This window comes from Rhodococcus wratislaviensis (assembly GCF_041228765.1).
GTDB classification, from domain to species: domain Bacteria; phylum Actinomycetota; class Actinomycetes; order Mycobacteriales; family Mycobacteriaceae; genus Rhodococcus_F; species Rhodococcus_F wratislaviensis.
Window position 1 is genome coordinate 1,448,897 of sequence record NZ_CP150488.1, and the last position, 18,261, is coordinate 1,467,157.

16 protein-coding genes are annotated in these 18,261 nt (G+C 67.2%); 12 read left to right on the plus strand and 4 right to left on the minus strand.

The window, feature by feature from the left end:
* Positions 1 to 84 precede the first annotated feature (84 nt).
* A complete protein-coding gene (locus tag WKC72_RS06495) occupies positions 85 to 1,272 on the plus strand; it encodes an NAD(P)/FAD-dependent oxidoreductase (RefSeq protein WP_370182086.1) in 1,188 nt (395 codons plus the stop codon).
* A gap of 67 nt (positions 1,273 to 1,339) precedes the next feature.
* Here WKC72_RS06495 and solA read toward each other — a convergent pair whose 3' ends face one another.
* The 3 genes from solA to WKC72_RS06510 form a co-directional block, all read right to left on the minus strand.
* On the minus strand, positions 1,340 to 2,476 hold the full coding sequence (solA, locus tag WKC72_RS06500; RefSeq protein WP_370182087.1) for an N-methyl-L-tryptophan oxidase: 1,137 nt from the start codon (positions 2,474 to 2,476) through the stop codon (positions 1,340 to 1,342).
* Between the two features lie 215 nt (positions 2,477 to 2,691).
* A complete protein-coding gene (locus tag WKC72_RS06505) occupies positions 2,692 to 4,086 on the minus strand; it encodes a 2-oxoadipate dioxygenase/decarboxylase family protein (RefSeq protein WP_370182088.1) in 1,395 nt (464 codons plus the stop codon).
* A gap of 28 nt (positions 4,087 to 4,114) precedes the next feature.
* Positions 4,115 to 5,266 carry a Glu/Leu/Phe/Val dehydrogenase gene (locus WKC72_RS06510; RefSeq protein ID WP_370182089.1) on the minus strand — a complete coding sequence of 384 codons (1,152 nt, stop codon included), beginning with the start codon at positions 5,264 to 5,266 and terminating at the stop codon, positions 4,115 to 4,117.
* A 100-nt stretch (positions 5,267 to 5,366) separates the two neighbouring features.
* On the opposite strand from WKC72_RS06510, the gene WKC72_RS06515 reads away from it, so the two are divergent.
* From WKC72_RS06515 to WKC72_RS06535, 5 genes are all read left to right on the plus strand, one after another.
* Entirely contained in the window at positions 5,367 to 6,290 is a 924-nt protein-coding gene (locus WKC72_RS06515; RefSeq protein ID WP_370182090.1) for a LysR family transcriptional regulator, read from the plus strand.
* A gap of 324 nt (positions 6,291 to 6,614) precedes the next feature.
* Positions 6,615 to 8,837 carry a thiamine pyrophosphate-dependent enzyme gene (locus WKC72_RS06520; RefSeq protein ID WP_370182091.1) on the plus strand — a complete coding sequence of 741 codons (2,223 nt, stop codon included), beginning with the start codon at positions 6,615 to 6,617 and terminating at the stop codon, positions 8,835 to 8,837.
* A gap of 127 nt (positions 8,838 to 8,964) precedes the next feature.
* Positions 8,965 to 9,498, plus strand: coding sequence for a gluconokinase (locus WKC72_RS06525; protein ID WP_037242709.1), 534 nt, complete (start codon positions 8,965 to 8,967; stop codon positions 9,496 to 9,498).
* Complete coding sequence (locus WKC72_RS06530) at positions 9,495 to 10,268, plus strand: SDR family oxidoreductase (protein ID WP_370182092.1); 774 nt, start codon at positions 9,495 to 9,497, stop codon at positions 10,266 to 10,268. The genes WKC72_RS06525 and WKC72_RS06530 overlap by 4 nt, the downstream gene beginning before the upstream one ends.
* Before the next feature lie 26 nt (positions 10,269 to 10,294).
* Positions 10,295 to 11,224 carry a D-isomer specific 2-hydroxyacid dehydrogenase family protein gene (locus tag WKC72_RS06535; protein WP_081792716.1) on the plus strand — a complete coding sequence of 310 codons (930 nt, stop codon included), beginning with the start codon at positions 10,295 to 10,297 and terminating at the stop codon, positions 11,222 to 11,224.
* Here WKC72_RS06535 and nac read toward each other — a convergent pair.
* Positions 11,218 to 12,135: a nitrogen assimilation transcriptional regulator NAC gene (nac, locus tag WKC72_RS06540; protein ID WP_037242704.1), complete on the minus strand. Its 918-nt coding sequence runs from the start codon at positions 12,133 to 12,135 to the stop codon at positions 11,218 to 11,220. The genes WKC72_RS06535 and nac overlap by 7 nt on opposite strands.
* A gap of 270 nt (positions 12,136 to 12,405) precedes the next feature.
* Here nac and WKC72_RS06545 point away from each other — a divergent pair, with 270 nt between their 5' ends.
* The 6 genes from WKC72_RS06545 to WKC72_RS06570 all read left to right on the plus strand — a co-directional run bounded on the left by WKC72_RS06545 (position 12,406) and on the right by WKC72_RS06570 (position 18,246).
* Positions 12,406 to 13,236, plus strand: a complete 831-nt coding sequence (locus WKC72_RS06545) for a LamB/YcsF family protein (protein WP_370182093.1) — start codon at positions 12,406 to 12,408, stop codon at positions 13,234 to 13,236.
* Entirely contained in the window at positions 13,224 to 13,946 is a 723-nt protein-coding gene (locus WKC72_RS06550) for an allophanate hydrolase subunit 1 (RefSeq protein ID WP_128640773.1), read from the plus strand. The genes WKC72_RS06545 and WKC72_RS06550 overlap by 13 nt, the downstream gene beginning before the upstream one ends.
* Positions 13,939 to 14,982: a biotin-dependent carboxyltransferase family protein gene (locus WKC72_RS06555; protein ID WP_370182094.1), complete on the plus strand. Its 1,044-nt coding sequence runs from the start codon at positions 13,939 to 13,941 to the stop codon at positions 14,980 to 14,982. The genes WKC72_RS06550 and WKC72_RS06555 overlap by 8 nt, the downstream gene beginning before the upstream one ends.
* The gene (locus tag WKC72_RS06560; RefSeq protein WP_370182095.1) at positions 14,979 to 16,328 is read left to right on the plus strand and encodes an MFS transporter; all 1,350 of its coding nucleotides are present in this window, start codon (positions 14,979 to 14,981) and stop codon (positions 16,326 to 16,328) included. Before WKC72_RS06555 ends, WKC72_RS06560 begins: the two co-directional genes overlap by 4 nt.
* Positions 16,329 to 16,417: 89 nt before the next feature.
* On the plus strand, positions 16,418 to 17,185 hold the full coding sequence (locus WKC72_RS06565) for an SDR family oxidoreductase (RefSeq protein WP_370182096.1): 768 nt from the start codon (positions 16,418 to 16,420) through the stop codon (positions 17,183 to 17,185).
* Positions 17,182 to 18,246: a zinc-binding dehydrogenase gene (locus WKC72_RS06570; protein ID WP_370182097.1), complete on the plus strand. Its 1,065-nt coding sequence runs from the start codon at positions 17,182 to 17,184 to the stop codon at positions 18,244 to 18,246. The genes WKC72_RS06565 and WKC72_RS06570 overlap by 4 nt, the downstream gene beginning before the upstream one ends.
* Positions 18,247 to 18,261: the final 15 nt, after the last annotated feature.

The window sequence follows — 18,261 nt, forward strand, 5'->3', positions numbered from 1 at the left end:
ATAGACTTGTCGGTCGTGGCTTCGCGCTAGGCGGCAACCTCCTCGGACATCGGAACGTCGCGAGCTGAACGATAGGGAAATGCGATGACGAATCTTCGATCCGACACCCAGTGGGACTCGGTGAGCGCGTGGGACGACGACCCGGTGGTCGCGTCGTGGAACGGTCTTCCGGTGTTGGAAAAGAACGTCACGGCCGACGTGTGTGTCGTCGGCCTCGGCGGGTCGGGTCTCGCGGCGATCGGCGCCCTGGTCGAACGTGGGCTGCAGGTTGTCGGCGTCGACGCCGGGCGGGTCGCGGCCGGCGCGGCGGGGCGCAACGGCGGCTTCCTCCTGGGCGGCCCGGCGACGTTCCTCCACTCGTCCCTCTCGACCTGGGGGACGTCGTCGGTCGATCTCTATCGTGCAACTCTTCTCGAGTTGGACCGGCTTGCCGAGATGCTGGGTCCGGAGGTCATCGCGCGGACGGGCTCCATTCGCCTCGCGGGATTGCCCGGCGAACCTGCCGACGACGCCGAGGCCGCCGACCGTGTCGCGGAACTCGCGGATTGCGCAGCACTGGCAAAGGTGCTGCGTGACAACGACATCGCTGTCGAAGAATACGACGGCGAGCTCGGGCGCGGCCTGTTTCTGCCCGACGACGCGGCCATGAACCCCTCTCGCCGAGCTCTGGGGCTGGCGTCACTCCTTCGGGGCCGGGCCGGCCTGTACGAGTACTCGGCAGTCACCTCCGTGAAGAGTGGAAGGGTGACAACAGAACACGGTTCGGTCAGTGCACCTGTCGTCATTGTCGCGGTGGACGGCAAACTCGAACAAGTCCTCCCGGACTTGCAGGGGCGGGTCCGGACGGCACGCCTGCAAATGCTCGGGACGGCGCCGGGGCTGCCCGAGCGCCTGCCGTGTCCTGTGTACGGACGCTGGGGATACGACTACGCCCAGCAAGCGAAGGATGGGCGCCTGTTCGTCGGCGGCGGGCGAGACCGTTTCGTCGACACCGAGTGGACATTCGACACTTCACCAACTCCGGACGTCCAGGGCTACATCGAACGAGTAGCGGAACGTATGGCGGGCAAGCCCGTCGACGTCGTTCGGAGATGGGGTGCGTCCGTGAGTTACACCACCGACGGCCGTCCCCTCTGCTCCGAGGTTCTTCCCGGCGTCATCGCCATCGGTGCGTACAACGGGACGGGAAACCTGGTAGGTCCCGTCGCCGCGCGTGCGGCTGTGGCACTGGCACTCGATTCGACGGCACCCCCGGAGTACTTCTCCGCCTAACCGGCGAGGGGGAGGGCCGACGGCCCTCCCCCTCGATTCGGAACCGCGCGAACACCGTACCGGTGTGTCACTCCGCGAATCGGTTGACGTCGAACAACTCCAAGGGGAATTCAGGGGTCGATCCGCAACTGAGATCGGCGGCGATCTCCCCGATCACCGGTGCAAATTTGAAACCGTGACCAGAGCACGCGGAAACGACCGTCACGTTCCTGTATGCGGGTGGATTTCCGATGACGAAATGCCCGTCGGGTGTGTTCGTGTACATACACACCGCCGCCCGCACCGGGCGCGAACGCAATCCAGGCAGATAGCGACGAACGAGGTCCCGCAACGGAGCGGTGTCCTCGTCGTGGACCACACGATCCAACTCGTCAGGGTCGGTCTCGCGCCCGCCGAGATGGAGCGCGATCTTGACCGTCTCGCCGTCCATGCTGGGGAAGCCGTACCACCTCCCTTCCGGACTGTCCCTCAGAAATACCGGGAACCGGTCCGGCCCGAACTGCGTCGGATCGTCGGCCGGGAACCATGCGAGGATCTTGCGCTCCACGGTCAAGGGGAACTGGGCGGCAGGGAGAAGGCCCGGAATCCAGGCGCCGGCCGCGACCACGACGTGGTCGGCTCGAATGACCTCGTCCTCGAGCCGCACGAGCACCGTGTCACCGGGACCGTCCTCGATACCCTGGACGCGGCTCCCGGTACGCACAGAGGCCCCCAGTTCGCACGCACGGCGCACGGCACCGGTGATCGCCAACTCCGGCCTTATCACGCCGGCGTCCCTCTCCCACAGGGCCGTATCTCCCTCCCGTAAACGCTGAGCAGGAAACCGGGTACCGAACTCGGCCGGGTCGAGAATCTCCTGGGTGAGGGCATGCACCTGGGCTGCTTCGAGGGAGCCACCCACGATCACGCCGGTCGAGGGGCCGATGCTGAGGCCCCCGGTCATCGTCAGGACGGGTTCGCCGATCTGCTCACCGAGTTCCCTCCACCCACGGAGTGCGGCTCGGAGCATAGGGACATACGCGGGATCTTCATGATATGCAGTCCGGAAGATGCGCGACTCGCCGTGCCCGGAGCCACGATCGTGCCCGGGAGTGAACTGCTCGAGACCCACGACAGGAACACCGCGCTCCGACAGTCTCCACATGATTGCGGAGCCCATGGTGCCGGTACCTATCACGGCGACACCGGTCCTCGTCGTGCTCATCGAGCACGCACCAGCGGGTATTCGCCGGCGGGGGAATTGGTCATGATCACAAGCCCTCTCGAATGTGCAGTGCGTCTGTCCCGGCAGGTAGTGGTGCCGTCGAGCGCATCCACTACCTGCCGACCAGATATGTTGCCATCCCGTGACTCCGCACGTGTGACGCCGAACGGCATGTGTTCGAACATTCGGTCAGACGTGAAGGAGTCGCCTCGCCACTAGCGGGAGTTGACACCCTGTTCAATTCCGAGCTGCGTCAGACTTTCTCGCAGCGAGGCGTCCTGCTGCGCGCGATACAGCGCCTCGGGGGTGTGCACTTCCCGTCCGAGAGCGCCTGCGAACCAGTCGATGGTGTAGTCGGCGCCGGTGTTCGTGCTGTCTTTCGTGCCGTTGCCGGACAGGTTCGACTGGAAGATCCCGGCCGCGCTGCGCGGAAGGAAGTCCTCGTACACGATCGGAGTGGCCACCAGCGTTCCCGACCGAACCAGTGCGGCCGGATCGCGATCCGCCACCCCGGAGGGGGAGTGCACGTCGCCCACGCGGTACGTGAAATACGCGAGCGCCTCCTCCTCGAGACCTGTTTCCGTGGTGGGGAAGTCGGAGGCGTCCCACACCGACCGGCCGGCGTCCTGCCACGACGAACCGTTGCGTGCGGCGGCATCCGTCTCCGCCATGAGCGCGTCGTACCGTTCCCGGCCGCGGGGAGTGAGCGCGATTCCGCGCGACTCGACCTCACCGAAGCGCACCCGCAGCGTGCCGTCGACGACTTCCCCGTTCGATTCACGGTACTTGCGGGGCTCCGCGAGGGCCCGGAACGAGGTTTGCCGGAGCAGAACGTCGGGGCCGGTCCATCTCGGCGGGCCCTGGATCTGGTCGATCATCTTCAGGCCGCGTCGCTGCATCCGGGTGTAGAGCTCGTCGATGTCCAGGACGCGCGGGGTCAGGTGATTGATGTGGGTTCGGGTGACTCCGCCGATGTCGGCGGCGACGGCCGAGACCTGCTCCAGTTCGGCGTACCACGCACGATCGGTCGGCTCGGACGACAACTCGAATGCGGAGGTCGCCAAGTGGACGAACGTATCGGCCTCGGCGGAGGGAAGACCGCGTTCGGCGATGGCACGCTCGGCCAGCGTGAGTAGTTCCTCGCCGAACAGTGTGCGTCGGCCGAGGAACGTCTCGAGCCGGCTCTGCAGGTCTTCGGAGAAGAAGCGGCGATCGTCGACCGCGAGCATCGACGTGAACACCCGAAACGGGTTGCGTGCGAGTTCGTCGGCGTCGATCGGCCGGAAGGCCGTCGACACGACCGGAACTGCGCTCCGCGCTGCGTCGCGCAGGTCGTAGAACCCGACGGGGTGCATACCGAAACCGGCGAAGATCGTGCCGACCGCACGGAGTTCCCGGGGAGTGCCCACGCGGATCGCGCCGTGTCTCTCGGCCGTCACCCGGCCGATGTCGCCGAGCCGCTCCGCGTCGTCGCGGCCGGCGACGACGGCGGTGTTGATGTCCTCGCACACGTCGACGAGTGTGGCGTAGGCCGGTACCTCACGGCCGTACATCGAGGACAGAGCAGCCGCGAATCGCGCCCTCAGCTGCCAGGTGGGGATTACGGTCATACTTCTCATGCTCCGATCGGTGTCCCTGTTATGCGTTCGCGCGGATCTGACCTCGCGCCACCATTGCGGCACGCACCCGCGACTGGGCGATGCGACGAGCGGCGTCGTGTGGCAGGGCGCCGTGCGCCGCGACCTCGTCGAGGACTTCGCTGGTGTTGGCCCGGAGGCGCTGGGAGACGAGGTCGAGTACGGCCGTCCCCTCCGGGCGGAACGGGGAGTAGCGGGCCTCCATGGCGACACCGGCCGCCACGATTCCTCCGGCGTTGGCGACGAAGTCCGGAACGACCAGTACGTCGTTGCGCGCAAACACCTTCAGTGCCTGCGGGCTGGCGGGCAGGTTGGCGCCTTCGACGACCAGCGTGGCCTTGACCTCGCGGGCCGACTGTTCGTCGATGACGTCCTGCAACGCGGCAGGGACCAGGACGTCGCAGTCGACGAAGATCTCACGCCCTGCGGGCAGGACGGTCGCGCCCGGGTAGTGCTCGACCAGGTGGTCACCGAAATCAGCTTTCAGTTTCAGCAGCAGAGCGACGTCGAGGCCATTCGGGTCGTGAAGGGCGCCCACCGACGTCGACACGGCCACGATCGTGGATCCGAACGCGGCGAAGCGTTCGGCCGCGGCGGAACCTACCGCGCCGAAGCCTTGGATGGAGATCCGTGCGTTGCCGAGGTCGATGCCCCGGCGTTCCGCGGCGACCTGAGCGGACTCGGCGACACCGAAGCCGGTCACACCGAGTTGATCGTAGGGAACACCGCCGAGTTCGTGCGGGCTGCCGACCGCCGCGCCGCGGTCGCCGAGTTCGTCCTGAAAAATGGCCGCGTCGTTCTCGGTGAGTCCCATGTCGAGCCCGAGGACGTACTCGCGTGGTACTTCGTTGGAAAGCTTGCGGGCAAAGGCCCGGAGGATCTCTTCCTTGTTCGCTGCGTGCGGATCGCCGGCGATTCCCGCCTTCGCACCGCCGTGGAACATGTCGACGCCTGCCCATTTCCACGTCATCACCCGTGCGAGGCGTGCGATCTCGCCGACGGTGACGGTAGGGCTCATCCGCGTTCCGCCCTTACCGATTCCCCGGGCCGTGTTGTCGATGACGAGCACGCCCTTCATGCCCGAGCGGCGGTCGGACACGACCACCACCTTCTCGGGACCCCAGTCGTCGATCTGCGAGAGTAGGTCGGTCATGATCGGTGTGCTCCTGTGCTGCGTAGGGTTTGACCGTCGACCGGTTCCGGCCGACGGCGATATCGTGGACGTCTGTTCTCGACTCGAAGGATGACGCGACATGCTCAACCCAGTTCATCTGCGGACACTCGAAGTGGTGACCGAGACCGGATCGTTCGCGGCGGCGGCTCGCGAGCTCGGATACACGGCCTCGGCGGTGTCGCAGCAAATGGAGGCGCTCGAAAGAGCATCCGGTATGTGCCTTTTCGATCGTGAGGCGCGTGGCGTCAAGATCACCGAGATGGCGAGAATGCTGACCGAGCGCGCTCGGGGAGTTCTGGCCGAGCTGTACGAACTCGACGCCGACGTGCGGGGGATCGCCACCGGCCGTACCGGTCGTCTCCGCGTCGGATGCTTTCCGACCGCGGGTGCACGCATTCTGCCGTCGGCGTTGTCGAACTTGCGTGAGACTCATCCGGCAGTGGAGGTGTCCCTTCGGATCGGGGAGCCGAAGGACACCGTGCCCATGATCGAATCCGGCGAACTCGACATCGCGTTCACCTACGAGTACGCGGCGCTGCAGCAGCGATGGTCCGATGCGGTAGTCGAAAAGCCGTTGATCGTAGAGGATCTGGTATTCCTGAGCCCCTCCGACGAGGGGATTCATGAGGCGACGGACATCGAGCGTGCCAGCACGTTGCAGTGGATCTCGAGCGGCGCCGGCACTGCCGGTGAGCTGACGATGTACCGCATCTGTGCGGATATGGGATTCGTCCCCGAGCTGAATCTCAGAACCGAATACTACGATCTCGTCACGGAATTCGTCGGTGCCGGACTCGGAGTGGCAATCGTCCCCGCACTGGGAATCCTCGATCACCCGACTGTGTCCATCGTGCCGCTGCACTCTCCCTGGGCGCGTCGCACGGTCGCGTTGGTTCACCGTCGGAACCCCAGCAACCCGCTGATACCGGTGGTCGTCGACTCCTTCGTGGAAACGGTGACCACGCACGATTGGGGTCGGTACGTCACCGTGGCGGCGCTCTGAACGTCTCGAATTATCCACCGTGATCCCTTCCCGTAACTTGCGCGTGGTCACCGATGCATCAACCATGCACGACCGGGCGGGCGACTGACAGCGCTGGAGCGACCGACCTGGTGACCCTCAGGGCAAGTTCTGCTTAATGATGTAAAAGAGCAGGTCCGGGGATTGCCTGCCGCCTTCGGGGCCCGCCTGGGCACCCGCGGCCGCAGTATTCGTCGTGGTGACGGTCACGGCCCGGCGCGAGGAACAGTCGACCTTACGGTGAGGCATCGAGACTCTGATCCTGCGACTCTTGCCCGCTGATCGGCGCCACAGGATGATCTAGGAATGGCCGAACAGATCGACGATTACTTCACCTCTGTCGTGTCGGGGCTGGTCCCCGGGGAGAGCCGCCCCGGCGTCGGTCCGGAGGATCCGATCCAGCCGCCGTCCCCGTTGTCGGTGCAGGGCGCTCTGGACCTCTTCGACGCCCAGGTCGGCAGCAGGCATCTCGATCTGGCGGCCCGCTGGCTGCGGTCGCGAGGCCAGGGTTTCTACACGATCGGCTCTTCCGGGCACGAGAGCAACGCCGCCGTCGCGGCCGCGCTGCGACCCACCGATCCCGCTCTGCTGCACTACCGTTCCGGTGGTTTCTTCCTGGCGCGGGCGCAGCAGGTGGATGGCAGTGATCCACTGCGCGACATCCTCCTCGGGCTCGTGGCCGCGACGGAGGAGCCGATATCGGGTGGCAGGCACAAGGTGTTCGGCCGGCACGACCTCAACATCATTCCCCAAACCTCCACCATCGCTTCGCATCTCCCACGAGCTGTCGGTGTCGCCTTCTCCATCGCCCGGTCGGAGAAGTTGCACGTCGATTCGCCGTGGCCGGCCGACGCGGTCGCCGTGTGCAGCTTCGGGGACGCGTCCGCGAACCACTCCACCGCCGTCGGTGCCATCAACACCGCGGTGCACGCCTCCTACCAGGGGTTGCCGTTGCCGCTGCTGCTGGTGTGCGAGGACAACGGGATCGGGATCAGCACCAAGACCCCGAAGGGCTGGATCGCCGCGAACTTCGGTGACCGGGCAGGACTCGAGTACTTCGAGGCGGACGGCTCCGACCTGCCGGCGGCGTACGCAACGGCGAAGCACGCTGCCGACTGGGTTCGCAGGCACCGGAAGCCGGCGTTCCTGCGCCTGCGCACCGTCCGGTTGATGGGTCACGCCGGCTCCGATGTGGAGGCCGCTTACCGGACATCCGCGGAGATCGCCGCCGACTTCGATCGCGACCCGGTGCTGTGCACGGCGAAACTGCTGGTCGAGCGAGGGCACCTGAGCCCCACCGACATCCTCGACCTCTACGAGACCAAGCGCGCCGAGGTTCTCCGATTGGCCGAGCAGGTCGGCGAGCTACCCCAACTGGACAGCCCCGCCGCGGTGATGAGGCCACTCACCGACAGTGCCGACCAGGCCGCCGCGGCCGTGCCGGAGCGCGTCGACCCGGACCGTCGCGCGCAGCTCGTCGGATCCCCGCTTCCCGAGGAGGAAGGTTCGCTCACCACCGGTCTCGCGATCAACCGCGCCCTGCTCGACGTGCTGGCCCGATACCCGGAGGCGCTGGTGTTCGGTGAGGACGTCGCCCGCAAGGGCGGTGTCTACGGGGTGACCCGCGGCCTGATGAAGAAGGCGGGGTCGGCGCGCGTCTTCGACACCCTCCTCGACGAGCAGGCGATCCTCGGGCTCGCGCTGGGCGCGGGGGTGTCCGGCCTGTTGCCCATCCCGGAAATCCAGTACCTGGCCTACCTGCACAATGCCGCCGACCAGATCCGCGGGGAGGGCGCGACGTTGCAGTTCTTCTCCGACCGTCAGTACCGCAACCCGATGGTGGTGCGGGTCGCGGGATACGGGTATCAGAAGGGATTCGGCGGGCATTTCCACAACGACAACGCCGTCGCCGCGCTGCGCGACATCCCCGGCATCGTCGTGGCCTCCCCGGCACGCCCCGACGACGCCGCCGCCATGATGCACACGTGCGCCGCGGCCGCCCGCACCGCGGGGGCACTGTGTGTGTATCTGGAGCCGATTGCGCTGTACCACACCCGAGATCTCTACGAGGACGGTGACGAGCAGTGGCTGGCACCGTATCCGGATCCGGCGAAGCGGACCGAGAACCACGTGCCGATCGGCTCCGCCCGCACGTACGGTGACGGCACCGACCTGACCATCGTCACGTTCGGCAACGGGGTGCGCATGAGCCTGCGCGTCGCACGCCGGCTCGAACAGGCGCACATCGCTGCGCGCGTAGTGGATATGCGCTGGCTCGCACCGCTGCCCGTGCACGACATCGTCCGGGAAGCGAACGCCACCGGCCGGGTCCTCGTCGTCGACGAGACCCGCCAGTCGGGGGGAGTGTCCGAAGGTGTGGTCGCCGCGCTGGTCGACGACGGCTTCACCGGGGCGCTCGCACGCGTGACGAGCGACGACAGCTTCATCCCCCTCGGCGACGCCGCACTCGAGGTCCTGCTCTCCGAGGAGACCATCGAGGCCGCGGCGGTCAAACTCGTGAGCCGGTAACACCGGCATCCCTCGCGCTTCGCTATGACGGCAACGTCAACCGGTATCCCCTCCGCCATTGCCAAGCTGTCGTCCGGTCGGGCATGTTCGAACTGCATCTCTCCCCACCGGCGGACAGGAACAATTCATGAGTGGCGATCAGCGACCCCACATCGTGGTGATGGGGGTGACCGGCTGCGGGAAGACGACCGTCGCGCAGCAACTTTCCGAACTGACCGGCCACCGGTTCCTCGACGCCGACGATCTGCATCCGCCGTCGAACGTCGAGAAGATGGCCGCCGGTATCCCGCTGACCGACGACGACCGGGCGCCGTGGCTCGCAGTCGTCCGTGATCGGCTGCAGGAGCTGTCCGATCAGGGGCGCCGCGGCGTGGTGGCGTGCTCGGCGCTACGGCGGAGCTATCGGGACATCCTCCGCGACGTCTCCGCCCCGGTGCTGTTCGTCCACCTCACGGGAGATCGGGAGGTCATCCACGGCCGGATGCAGGCGCGCAGCGGGCACTTCATGCCGCCTGCCCTGCTCGATTCCCAGTTCGCGGCCCTCGAGCCGCTCGGCGCCGACGAGTTCGGAGTGGTCCTGGACGTCGCTCCGGCACCCGAGATGATCGCACGGGCCGCCGTCGAGTACCTGCACGAAGAACGAAAGGTCGCCACACAGTGAGTGCGCACGGGAATTTCGATGTCGAGGGCAAGATCGCGCTCGTCACAGGGTCGAGTCGGGGAATCGGTTTCGCACTCGCCAACGGACTCGCCGAGGCGGGTGCGGAGGTCGTGCTCAACGGCCGCGACGCCGAGGCCCTCGCACGCAGCCGCGACGAGATCGTCCGCGCCACCGGTGCGACAGTCCACACCTGCGCCTTCGACGTCACCGCTCCCGAGGAGGTCGCCGCGGCCGCGCAGCGGGTCGAGGACGAGATAGGTCCCGTCGAGATCGTCGTGAACAACACCGGCGTCCAGCACCGCAGCCCACTGCTCGAGTTCGGCGACGACGACTTCCGTCGCGTACTCGACACCAACCTGAGCAGCGCCTTCTTCGTCGGCCGCGAGTTCGCTCGGGCGATGGTCCGGCGCGGGCACGGGAAGATCGTGAACATCTGTTCCGTCCAGAGTGAACTGGGCCGGGCGGGCATCGCCCCGTACGCCGCGAGCAAGGGCGGACTGAAGATGCTCACACGCGGAATGTGCGCCGACTGGGCACCATTGGGACTGCAGGCCAACGCGATCGCACCCGGCTACTTCGACACCCAGCTCACCGAGGCGCTCGTGAACGATGCCGACTTCAGTGCGTGGCTGACCAAACGCACGCCCGCCGGGCGGTGGGGGCGCACCGAGGAACTCGTGGGCGCACTGCTCTTCCTCTCCTCGCCGGCGTCGGACTTCGTCAACGGCCAGATCCTGTACGTCGACGGCGGCCTGACCGCCGTAGTGTGATCCCCTCCCGACCGACTCGAAAGACCATGATGCCGAATACCGCAACGCCTCGTATCCACCTCGGACCGAATCCGGACGCCGCCCTGATGCGCGGGATCGAGCGGGGCGGAGGCGTACTCGCTCCGCTCGAGGACGCCGAAGCCGTGGTGTGGGCGCAGGGTCCCGACACATTCCCGGCGCGGTTGCCGGACTCCGTGCGCTGGGTGCAGCTCCCCTCGGCGGGTGTGGAGCCGTGGATCTCCGCGGGGATCGTCGACTCCGATCGGACCTGGACGTCCGCGGCCGGCGCCTACGCCGCCAACGTCGCGGAGCACGGAGTGCTGCTGCTCCTGGCCGGAGTCCGTGCCCTCACCGAGCAGGTGCGCGCGACGTCGTGGCGGAAGGCCGAATTCGACCCGCAGGTGGGTACCCTGCGCGGGGCGACGGTCGCCATCGTCGGGTGCGGCGGCATCGGTCGCGCGATGATCCCGCTGCTCACCGCGTTCGGGGCGCACGTGCTCGCCGTGACTCGCTCGGGAACCCCCGTCCCAGGTGCCGTCGAGACGCTGCCGTCCGATCGGACATCGGAAATCTGGTCCAGAGCAGATCATTTCGTGATCGCCGCACCGGCGACGGCGGCGACCGCGCAGATCGTCGACAAGGACGCGCTCGCACAGATGACATCGACGGCGTGGATCGTCAACGTGGCGCGCGGCTCCCTCATCGACACCGCGGGCCTCGTCGACGCGCTGAAGGCCGGATCGATCGGCGGGGCCGCACTCGACGTCACCGATCCCGAGCCCCTTCCCGACGGACACCCGCTCTGGACGCTGCCGAACGCCGTCATCACGCCGCACGTCGCGAATCCCGCGACCGGGCTGACAAGGCTGCTTGCCGACCACGTCGCGTCCAACGTCGAACGTTTCGCTGCCGGAACGCCTTTGCTGGCTCCGATCGATCCGACCAGGGGCTACTGAGGTCCGCGTTCGGCTTCCGAACTGGTCCTGATGTAGTTGGCGACGACACTGCGCAGCACCTCGCGTACCGCCTCGGCCGGTCCCGAGAGTGGCTGATTGGCGGGTGTTCCGAGGGAGACCTGGACTTCGATCGACGGTTCGATCCGGCGAAGTTCCAGATTCTCCACATTCATGATGCGGCGTGCCACAGAGTACGGTAATACTGTCGCGCCCAGGCCATTTCGGACCGCCTGCGCCATCAGGGTCACCGATTCCACTTCGCCGACCACCCGCGCGTGCTCGAAGGCGTGTTCGTAGGCCTGCTCCACCACCTTGCGGATCGTGTGCATCGGGCCCGGCAGCAGCAGCGGCAGGTCGACGAGGTCCTTGATGGCGACGGCCGTTCCGGTGTCACCGGGCAGGCCGGTGCCTGCCGGCGCGACGACCATCAGCTCCTCAGTGAGAAGTCGCTCGAAGTTGACGCCCTTGATCGGCCCGGCGTCGTAGAGCAGCGCCATGTCCATACGCCCCGTCATCATGGCCTCGCTCAGCACGCCGCCGAAGTTCTCGTTGATGTGCAGCAGGATGCTGGGGTACCGCGACCGCACCGCGGTGAGCAGCGGCAGCGCGATGGAACTCACGGTGCTGTACGGCGCGAGGCCGACGGAGACACCGCCCGCCAGTTCACGCCCGACGACGCTCACCTCCGCTTGAGCGCTCTCCACCTGCCGCAGGATCACCTGCGCGTGCCGGTACAGCGCGCGGCCCGCATCGGTGGGTTCGACTCCCTGCTTGCTGCGGATCAGCAGCTGCTGACCGAAGTGGGTCTCCAGCGCCGTCATCTGCTGGCTGAGGGCCGGCTGGGCGATGTGCAGAATGTCCGCCGCCCGCGTGATGCTTCCGGCGTCGACGATGCGGACGAATGAGAACAAGCGTCGGGTATCCACGAGCGATCTGCCTTTCTGACGATGCGGCGACGCAAGCACGCCGCGGTTTCGACAAGGTTGCCGGGCGGAAACACCGCTGTAGCCAAGTGCGAGGCGCTGTTCTTCCCTTTTTGCATCGCCGCTGTTCAAACACCATAGACGTTCGTTATCGCCTCACGTAAAACAGGTATTAACCGCCCGAACCGGATCCTGCGTAGCGTCCGTTTACATCGAAAGTTCACAGGAACTGCACCAGCGGTTCCACTGCAGGTCCCCATGGGAGGCACCGTGACTGTCAAGATCGATCTCGTCGCCGACCTCGGCGAGAGCTTCGGCGCATGGACGATGGGCGACGACGACGCGCTGCTCGACGTGCTGACGTCCGCCAACGTCGCGTGCGGATTCCATGCCGGTGACCCCAGGACCATGGACGCGACGGTCCGAGGATGCGTCGCCCGTGGAATCGGTATCGGCGCGCACCCCAGCTTCCCCGATCTGGCAGGGTTCGGCCGGCGCGCGATGGACCTCACCGCGGAGGAGGTCCGCACGGACGTTCTGTACCAAATCGGTGCGCTGCACGCCTTCGCGACAGCGCACGGCACGACGCTCGCGCACATCGCACCGCACGGCCGGTTGGGAAACCTCGTCGCCACGCGGGAGGATTACGCACGCGCCGTCGTCGACGCGATGGAGGCGTTCGACCCGCGGCTGATCGTGCTCGCCCAGGACGGTGAACTCGCCGACCATGCCCGTGAGCGTGGGATTCGCGTCGCGATCGTCGCCATCGTCGACCGCGCGTACCGCTCGGACGGCACCCTGGTGCCGCGGTCCGAGCCCGGTGCCGTGATTCACGACCAGGATGCGCTGGTGGCGCGCACGGTGCAGATGGTGAGCGAGGGCGTGGTCGAGGCCGTCGACGGCACACGCATCCCGATCGAGGCCGACACGGTGCTGCTGCACGGTGACGGCGCCGACGCCGTACGCAACGCGCGAGCGATCCGGGAGGCGCTTCTGTGTGCGGGCGTCGTCATCGCCCCGGTGACGGAGGTCCTCGCGGCCAAGGAAGCAGCCAAGGAAGAGAAGGAGTCCGCGTCGTGTCCGGCGTGACGTGCATCCGGCCGCGCCGGGAGTTCGTCCTCTCGGATTGCGGAGACTCCGCGGTACGTCTGACGTCGCTGTCCCCGGATGCCGAGGAGCGCTGGCAGGTGGTCCACACGGTTGCCGCCGCACTCGCCGCACGCGGCGACGACGTCGCGGTCACCGGCATCATTCCCACGTACGACGCGTTGCTGGTTGAATTCGATTGTGGCGCAACCACCCACGACGCCATTCGTGCGCACGTCGAACGACTGATCGAGCTCCCAGCGGATGCCGCGACGCGTGGCCCGCGGCAGTTCGAGATCCCGGTCGTCTACGGGGGAGAATTCGGCCCCGACCTCGACGACGTGGCAGCACACCTCGAACTCTCACCCGCCGAGGTGATCCGGCTGCACGGCGCAGGCCCACTGACCATGCGCTGCTTCGGTTCCCCGGGCGGCGCCCCGATGCTGGACGGTCCCGCCTTCCCGCGACCCGTCCCCCGCCGCACGATTCCGCGGCCGCACGTACCGGCAGGCGCGGTCGCAGTCGCGGGCAGGCAGGCTGTCGTCTCCGCGCGTCCCGCGCCGGGAGGCTGGCCGGTGATCGGTCGGACACCGCTGACCATCGTCGATCCGGCGACGGACCCACTGTCCGACTTCCGGCCCGGCGACACGTTCCTCTTCGTTCCGATCACCGCGGCCGAGTGGTCGACGTACGAGGGGGTTCGTCATGGCTGAATCGATCACCGTCACGACCCCCGGCCTGACCTCGATCCAGGACCTCGGCCGGCTCCGGGCGTCCCGGTTCGGCCAGATGACTGGCGGAGCCTCGGACCAGTACAGCGCCGACGTGGCGAACGCACTGGTCGGGAGCCCGCGCACGGCACCCCTGCTCGAGGTGGTCGCCATGGACTTCGGCGCCGTCGCGAGCATCGACCTGCTCGTCGCGGTGACCGGTGCACCGGCGGAGGTACGGGTCGGGGGTGTCACCCGCCCCCAGTGGGAGCCGTTCGTGTGGACCGCGGGCGAAGAACTCACCGTCCGCGGAATCCGCGACGGACTCAGGGTCTACCTCGCCGTGCACGGAACGATCGACGCGCCCTACCTGCTCGGTAGCTGCGCCCCCGACTCGGTTCTCGGTTTCGGCCGGCAACTGACGGTCGGCGAGTCCGTCGCCATCGACGTCGACGGACCGCCGATCGACCACCCGCATTTCCGGATGCCGCTGTTCCGGCTCGGCGCCCGGCCCGCGGCCTTCACCGGATGCTGGTCCATCGACGTGACGGATGGTCCGGACGTCCACGAATTCGGCTCGACCTCCGCCCGATTGTTCGAGACCCCCTTCGTCATCGGCGACAACTCGAATCACATCGGTCTCCGCCTCACGCCGACCGATCCGGGCAGCCCCGTTCCCCGGCGGGATCGGTCGACTGAGGTGCTCTCCCGCGGGGTTCCGATCGGTGCGGTCGAGGTTCCGGCCGGCGACGAGATCCTCGTTCTGCATCGTGGACGAGGGGTGACCGCCGGATACCCGGTGCTCGCGGTCGTGACCGCCACCGCTCTGTCCCAGCTCGGCCAGGCCCGACCCGGCCAGGAGGTCCGGTTCCGGAAGGTGACCGTCCCCGAAGCCGTGGACGCGTACCGGACACAACGACGCTCGATCGATCTTCTTCGCTCCCGCGTGGCGAACGCGTTCGCCAGTCTTCGGATCCCCCTTCACACAGAAACGACATTTGCCCAGCACAGCTCGGTACCCCAGATGGAGTCAGCATGACCAACGCGATCTCACCCGACACGGCCGGGCACACGGCCGAACACGAGGTGCAACCCCGCCAGCTACGCAAAGTCGTTCTCGCAGGCTGCGTGGGCATCTTCGTCGAGCTCTACGACAACGGCATCTTCGCCTTCATGGCGACCGGCCTGGCCATAGTCTTCTTCGACGTCTCCAAGTCGAGTGACGCGCTGATGCTCGTCTTCGCCGGTTACGCGATCTCGTTCTTCGTGCGACCTCTCGGCGCGGTCGTCTGCGGCATCCTGGGCGACAGGATCGGCAGGCAGAAGATGCTCGTCTTCGTCATCATGCTGATCAGCGTCGCCACCGCGGGAATCGGCATTCTCCCGACCTACGCCGCGATCGGCGTCGCCGCACCCGCGTTGCTGATCCTCCTGCGCATCCTGCAGGGATTCTCCGTGGGCGGCGAGGCGGCGGGAGCCATGACCTTCCTCGCCGAGCACTCACCGGAGGGCAAGCGCGGACTCATCACCAGCTACGCCCAGATCGCGTCCTTCCTGGCGCTGCTCACGGGCACGCTGGTGGCGTTCGCGATGTCACCGTGGCTCAACGAGGCCGCCATCAACGGCGGCGGTCCGGCCAGCTGGGCCTGGCGTGTGCCGTTCCTCGTCGCGATCCCGATGGGCATCATCGGCTGGTACATCCGGCGGGCGATCAGCGACACCCCGAACTTCGAGAAGCTCAAGGCGGAAGGCGGACTGTCCCGCAACCCGTTGAAGGAAGCGTTCGCGACCCCCGAGCATCGCAAGGCGATGCTGCTCGCGCTGTTCATCCCGCTGATGAACGGCTCCGGCTACTACGTGCTCTTCTCCTACATGCCGACGTTCCTCAAGGGCGACAACATCGGCTTCTCGACCGGCACCGCCCTGCTCGTGACCGCGGCGAGTCTCGTGGCGATCTGCGTCGCCATTCCGTTCATGGGTGCTCTCTCGGACCGCGTCGGACGAAAGAAGGTCATCGCCGGCGCCGCGATCGCCATGGCCATCGGCGCCATCCCCTGTTACGCGCTGATCGCGACCGGCAATTTCGTGCTCGCGGTGCTCGGCGCATGCATCATGGCGGTGATCTTCGCCGGTCACACCGCCGTCATCCACATCCTCATCGTGGAACTCTTCCCCACCCGGGTCCGGTACTCGGCGTACGGGCTTGGCTACAACATCTCCTCGGCGGTCTTCGGCGGCACGGCACCCCTGCTCATGACGTGGCTGATTCCTCAGTTCGGAATCTACGTTCCCGCGGTCTATGCCGTCGTCACCGCGGTGGGAACCCTCATCGCCGTCAGCACCATCACCGACCGGGCGCACGTGCCTCTCCGCGACACGCTCTGACGGACCCAGACTCGGCCCGGTGGTCTCCTGACCACTCGAAGACCATCGGGCTGTACCAACTTTCACCACCAGCAAGGCAAGGGAGCGTTATGCCATTCAACGACTACCGGACGGCACTCGTCACCGGCGCCAACACCGGAATGGGCGCCGCGGTCACCGAGATCCTGACCAAGCGCGGACTGACCGTCTACGGTGTGGCCCGCAACAAGGAACGGCTCGACGAGGTCGCGGCCACGACGGGAATGATCCCGCTCGCCGTCGACATCACAGACATCGACGTACTGAGCGCCGCCGTCGAGGGGCTCGAGATCGACGTGCTGATCAACAACGCGGGAGTATCGGCCACCGGCAACATCCTGGACGCCTCGGCGGACTCGGTCGACGCCATGGTGGACGTCAATCTCCGTGCGGTGCTGCACCTGTGCCGGCTGCTGATGCCGGGAATGGTGGAGCGGGACCTCGGCCACATCGTCAACATCAGCTCCATCGCCGGCCTGTACAACTTCTACGGCCACACCGCCTACCACGCCACGAAGGCCGCGGTGCACCAGATCTCGCGACAACTGCGCAACGACACCATCGGCAAGCGCATCCGTGTGACCGAGATCTGCCCGGGCAGAGTCGAAACCGAGATCTTCGGGCGCAACCTGGGCGGGTCGCCGGAGGCGATGAAGGAGGCGTGGGAGACGTACTACGAAGGCTTCGAATCCATCACGACCAAGGACATCGCCGACACGATCGAGTTCGCGATCGACGCCCCGCGCCACGTCAATCTCGGCCTGATCGAAATCATGCCCACATTTCAGGTGCCGGGTGGACTCGACTTCGTCCGGCGCAACGATCGAGACCCGCGGTGAACACTGCACAGCGCGAGTCCGGCGCTCCGCTGCCCGCCGAAACCCTCGGGGTGGTGGCGCACGCCGCGGGAGACCTGCGCATCGAATCGGTGCCGCTGCGCCGGCCCGAATCGTCCGAGACGGTCGTCGAGATCGCATACGGCGGGATCTGCGGATCCGACCTGCACTACTGGACGCACGGGGCGGCGGGTGAGTCGATTCTGAAGGCGCCCATGCTGCTCGGCCACGAAGTGGTGGGAACGGTGGTGCAGGCCGCGGCGGATGGCAGCGGGCCCGCGGCGGGTGAACACGTAGCCGTGCATCCCGCCACCCCCGGAGGTCGCGGCGCCAGGTTCCCCGAGGATCGTCCGAACCTCTCGCCCGGATGTACGTACCTCGGCAGTGCAGCGCAATTCCCCCACACCGAAGGGGCATTCGCGAAGTATGCGGTTCTGCCGTCCCGAATGCTGCGGCCGCTGCCGCCGGACCTGCCGCTGCGCACCGCTGCCGTCGCGGAGCCCGCCGCCGTCGCGTGGCATGCCGTGGCCCGCGCCGGTGACGTGTCGGGGAAGAGCGCTCTCGTCGTCGGATGCGGACCCATCGGTGCCCTCGTGGTGGCCGTCCTGCGCCGGGCCGGCGCGCGGGAGATCACCGCTGTCGACGTGCACGAATATCCCCGGACGGTCGCACGGGCGCTCGGCGCCGACCGGACACTGGACGCCGCCGACTCCGAGAGCATCGCGGCCGTCGACGCCGACATCGTCGTCGAGTGCTCCGGTAACCGCTTCGGGCTCGAGTCGGCCATTCGGGGCGCGACGCGCGGCGGCCGAGTCGTCATGCTCGGATTGCTCCCCACGGGTCTTCAGCCCGCACCGCTCTCCCTCGTCATCACGCGGGAGCTCGAACTCGTCGGTTCCTTCCGATTCAACGACGAGATCGACTCGGTCCTTGCCGCTCTGGCGGACGGCAGCCTGAACGTCGAACCGGTGATCAGTCACGAGTTCGGCATCGCAGACGGCCTCGAGGCGTTCGCCGTCGCGAAGGACGCGTCCACGTCCGCGAAGGTGTTGCTGGCGTTCTGAATACAGCCATGCCGA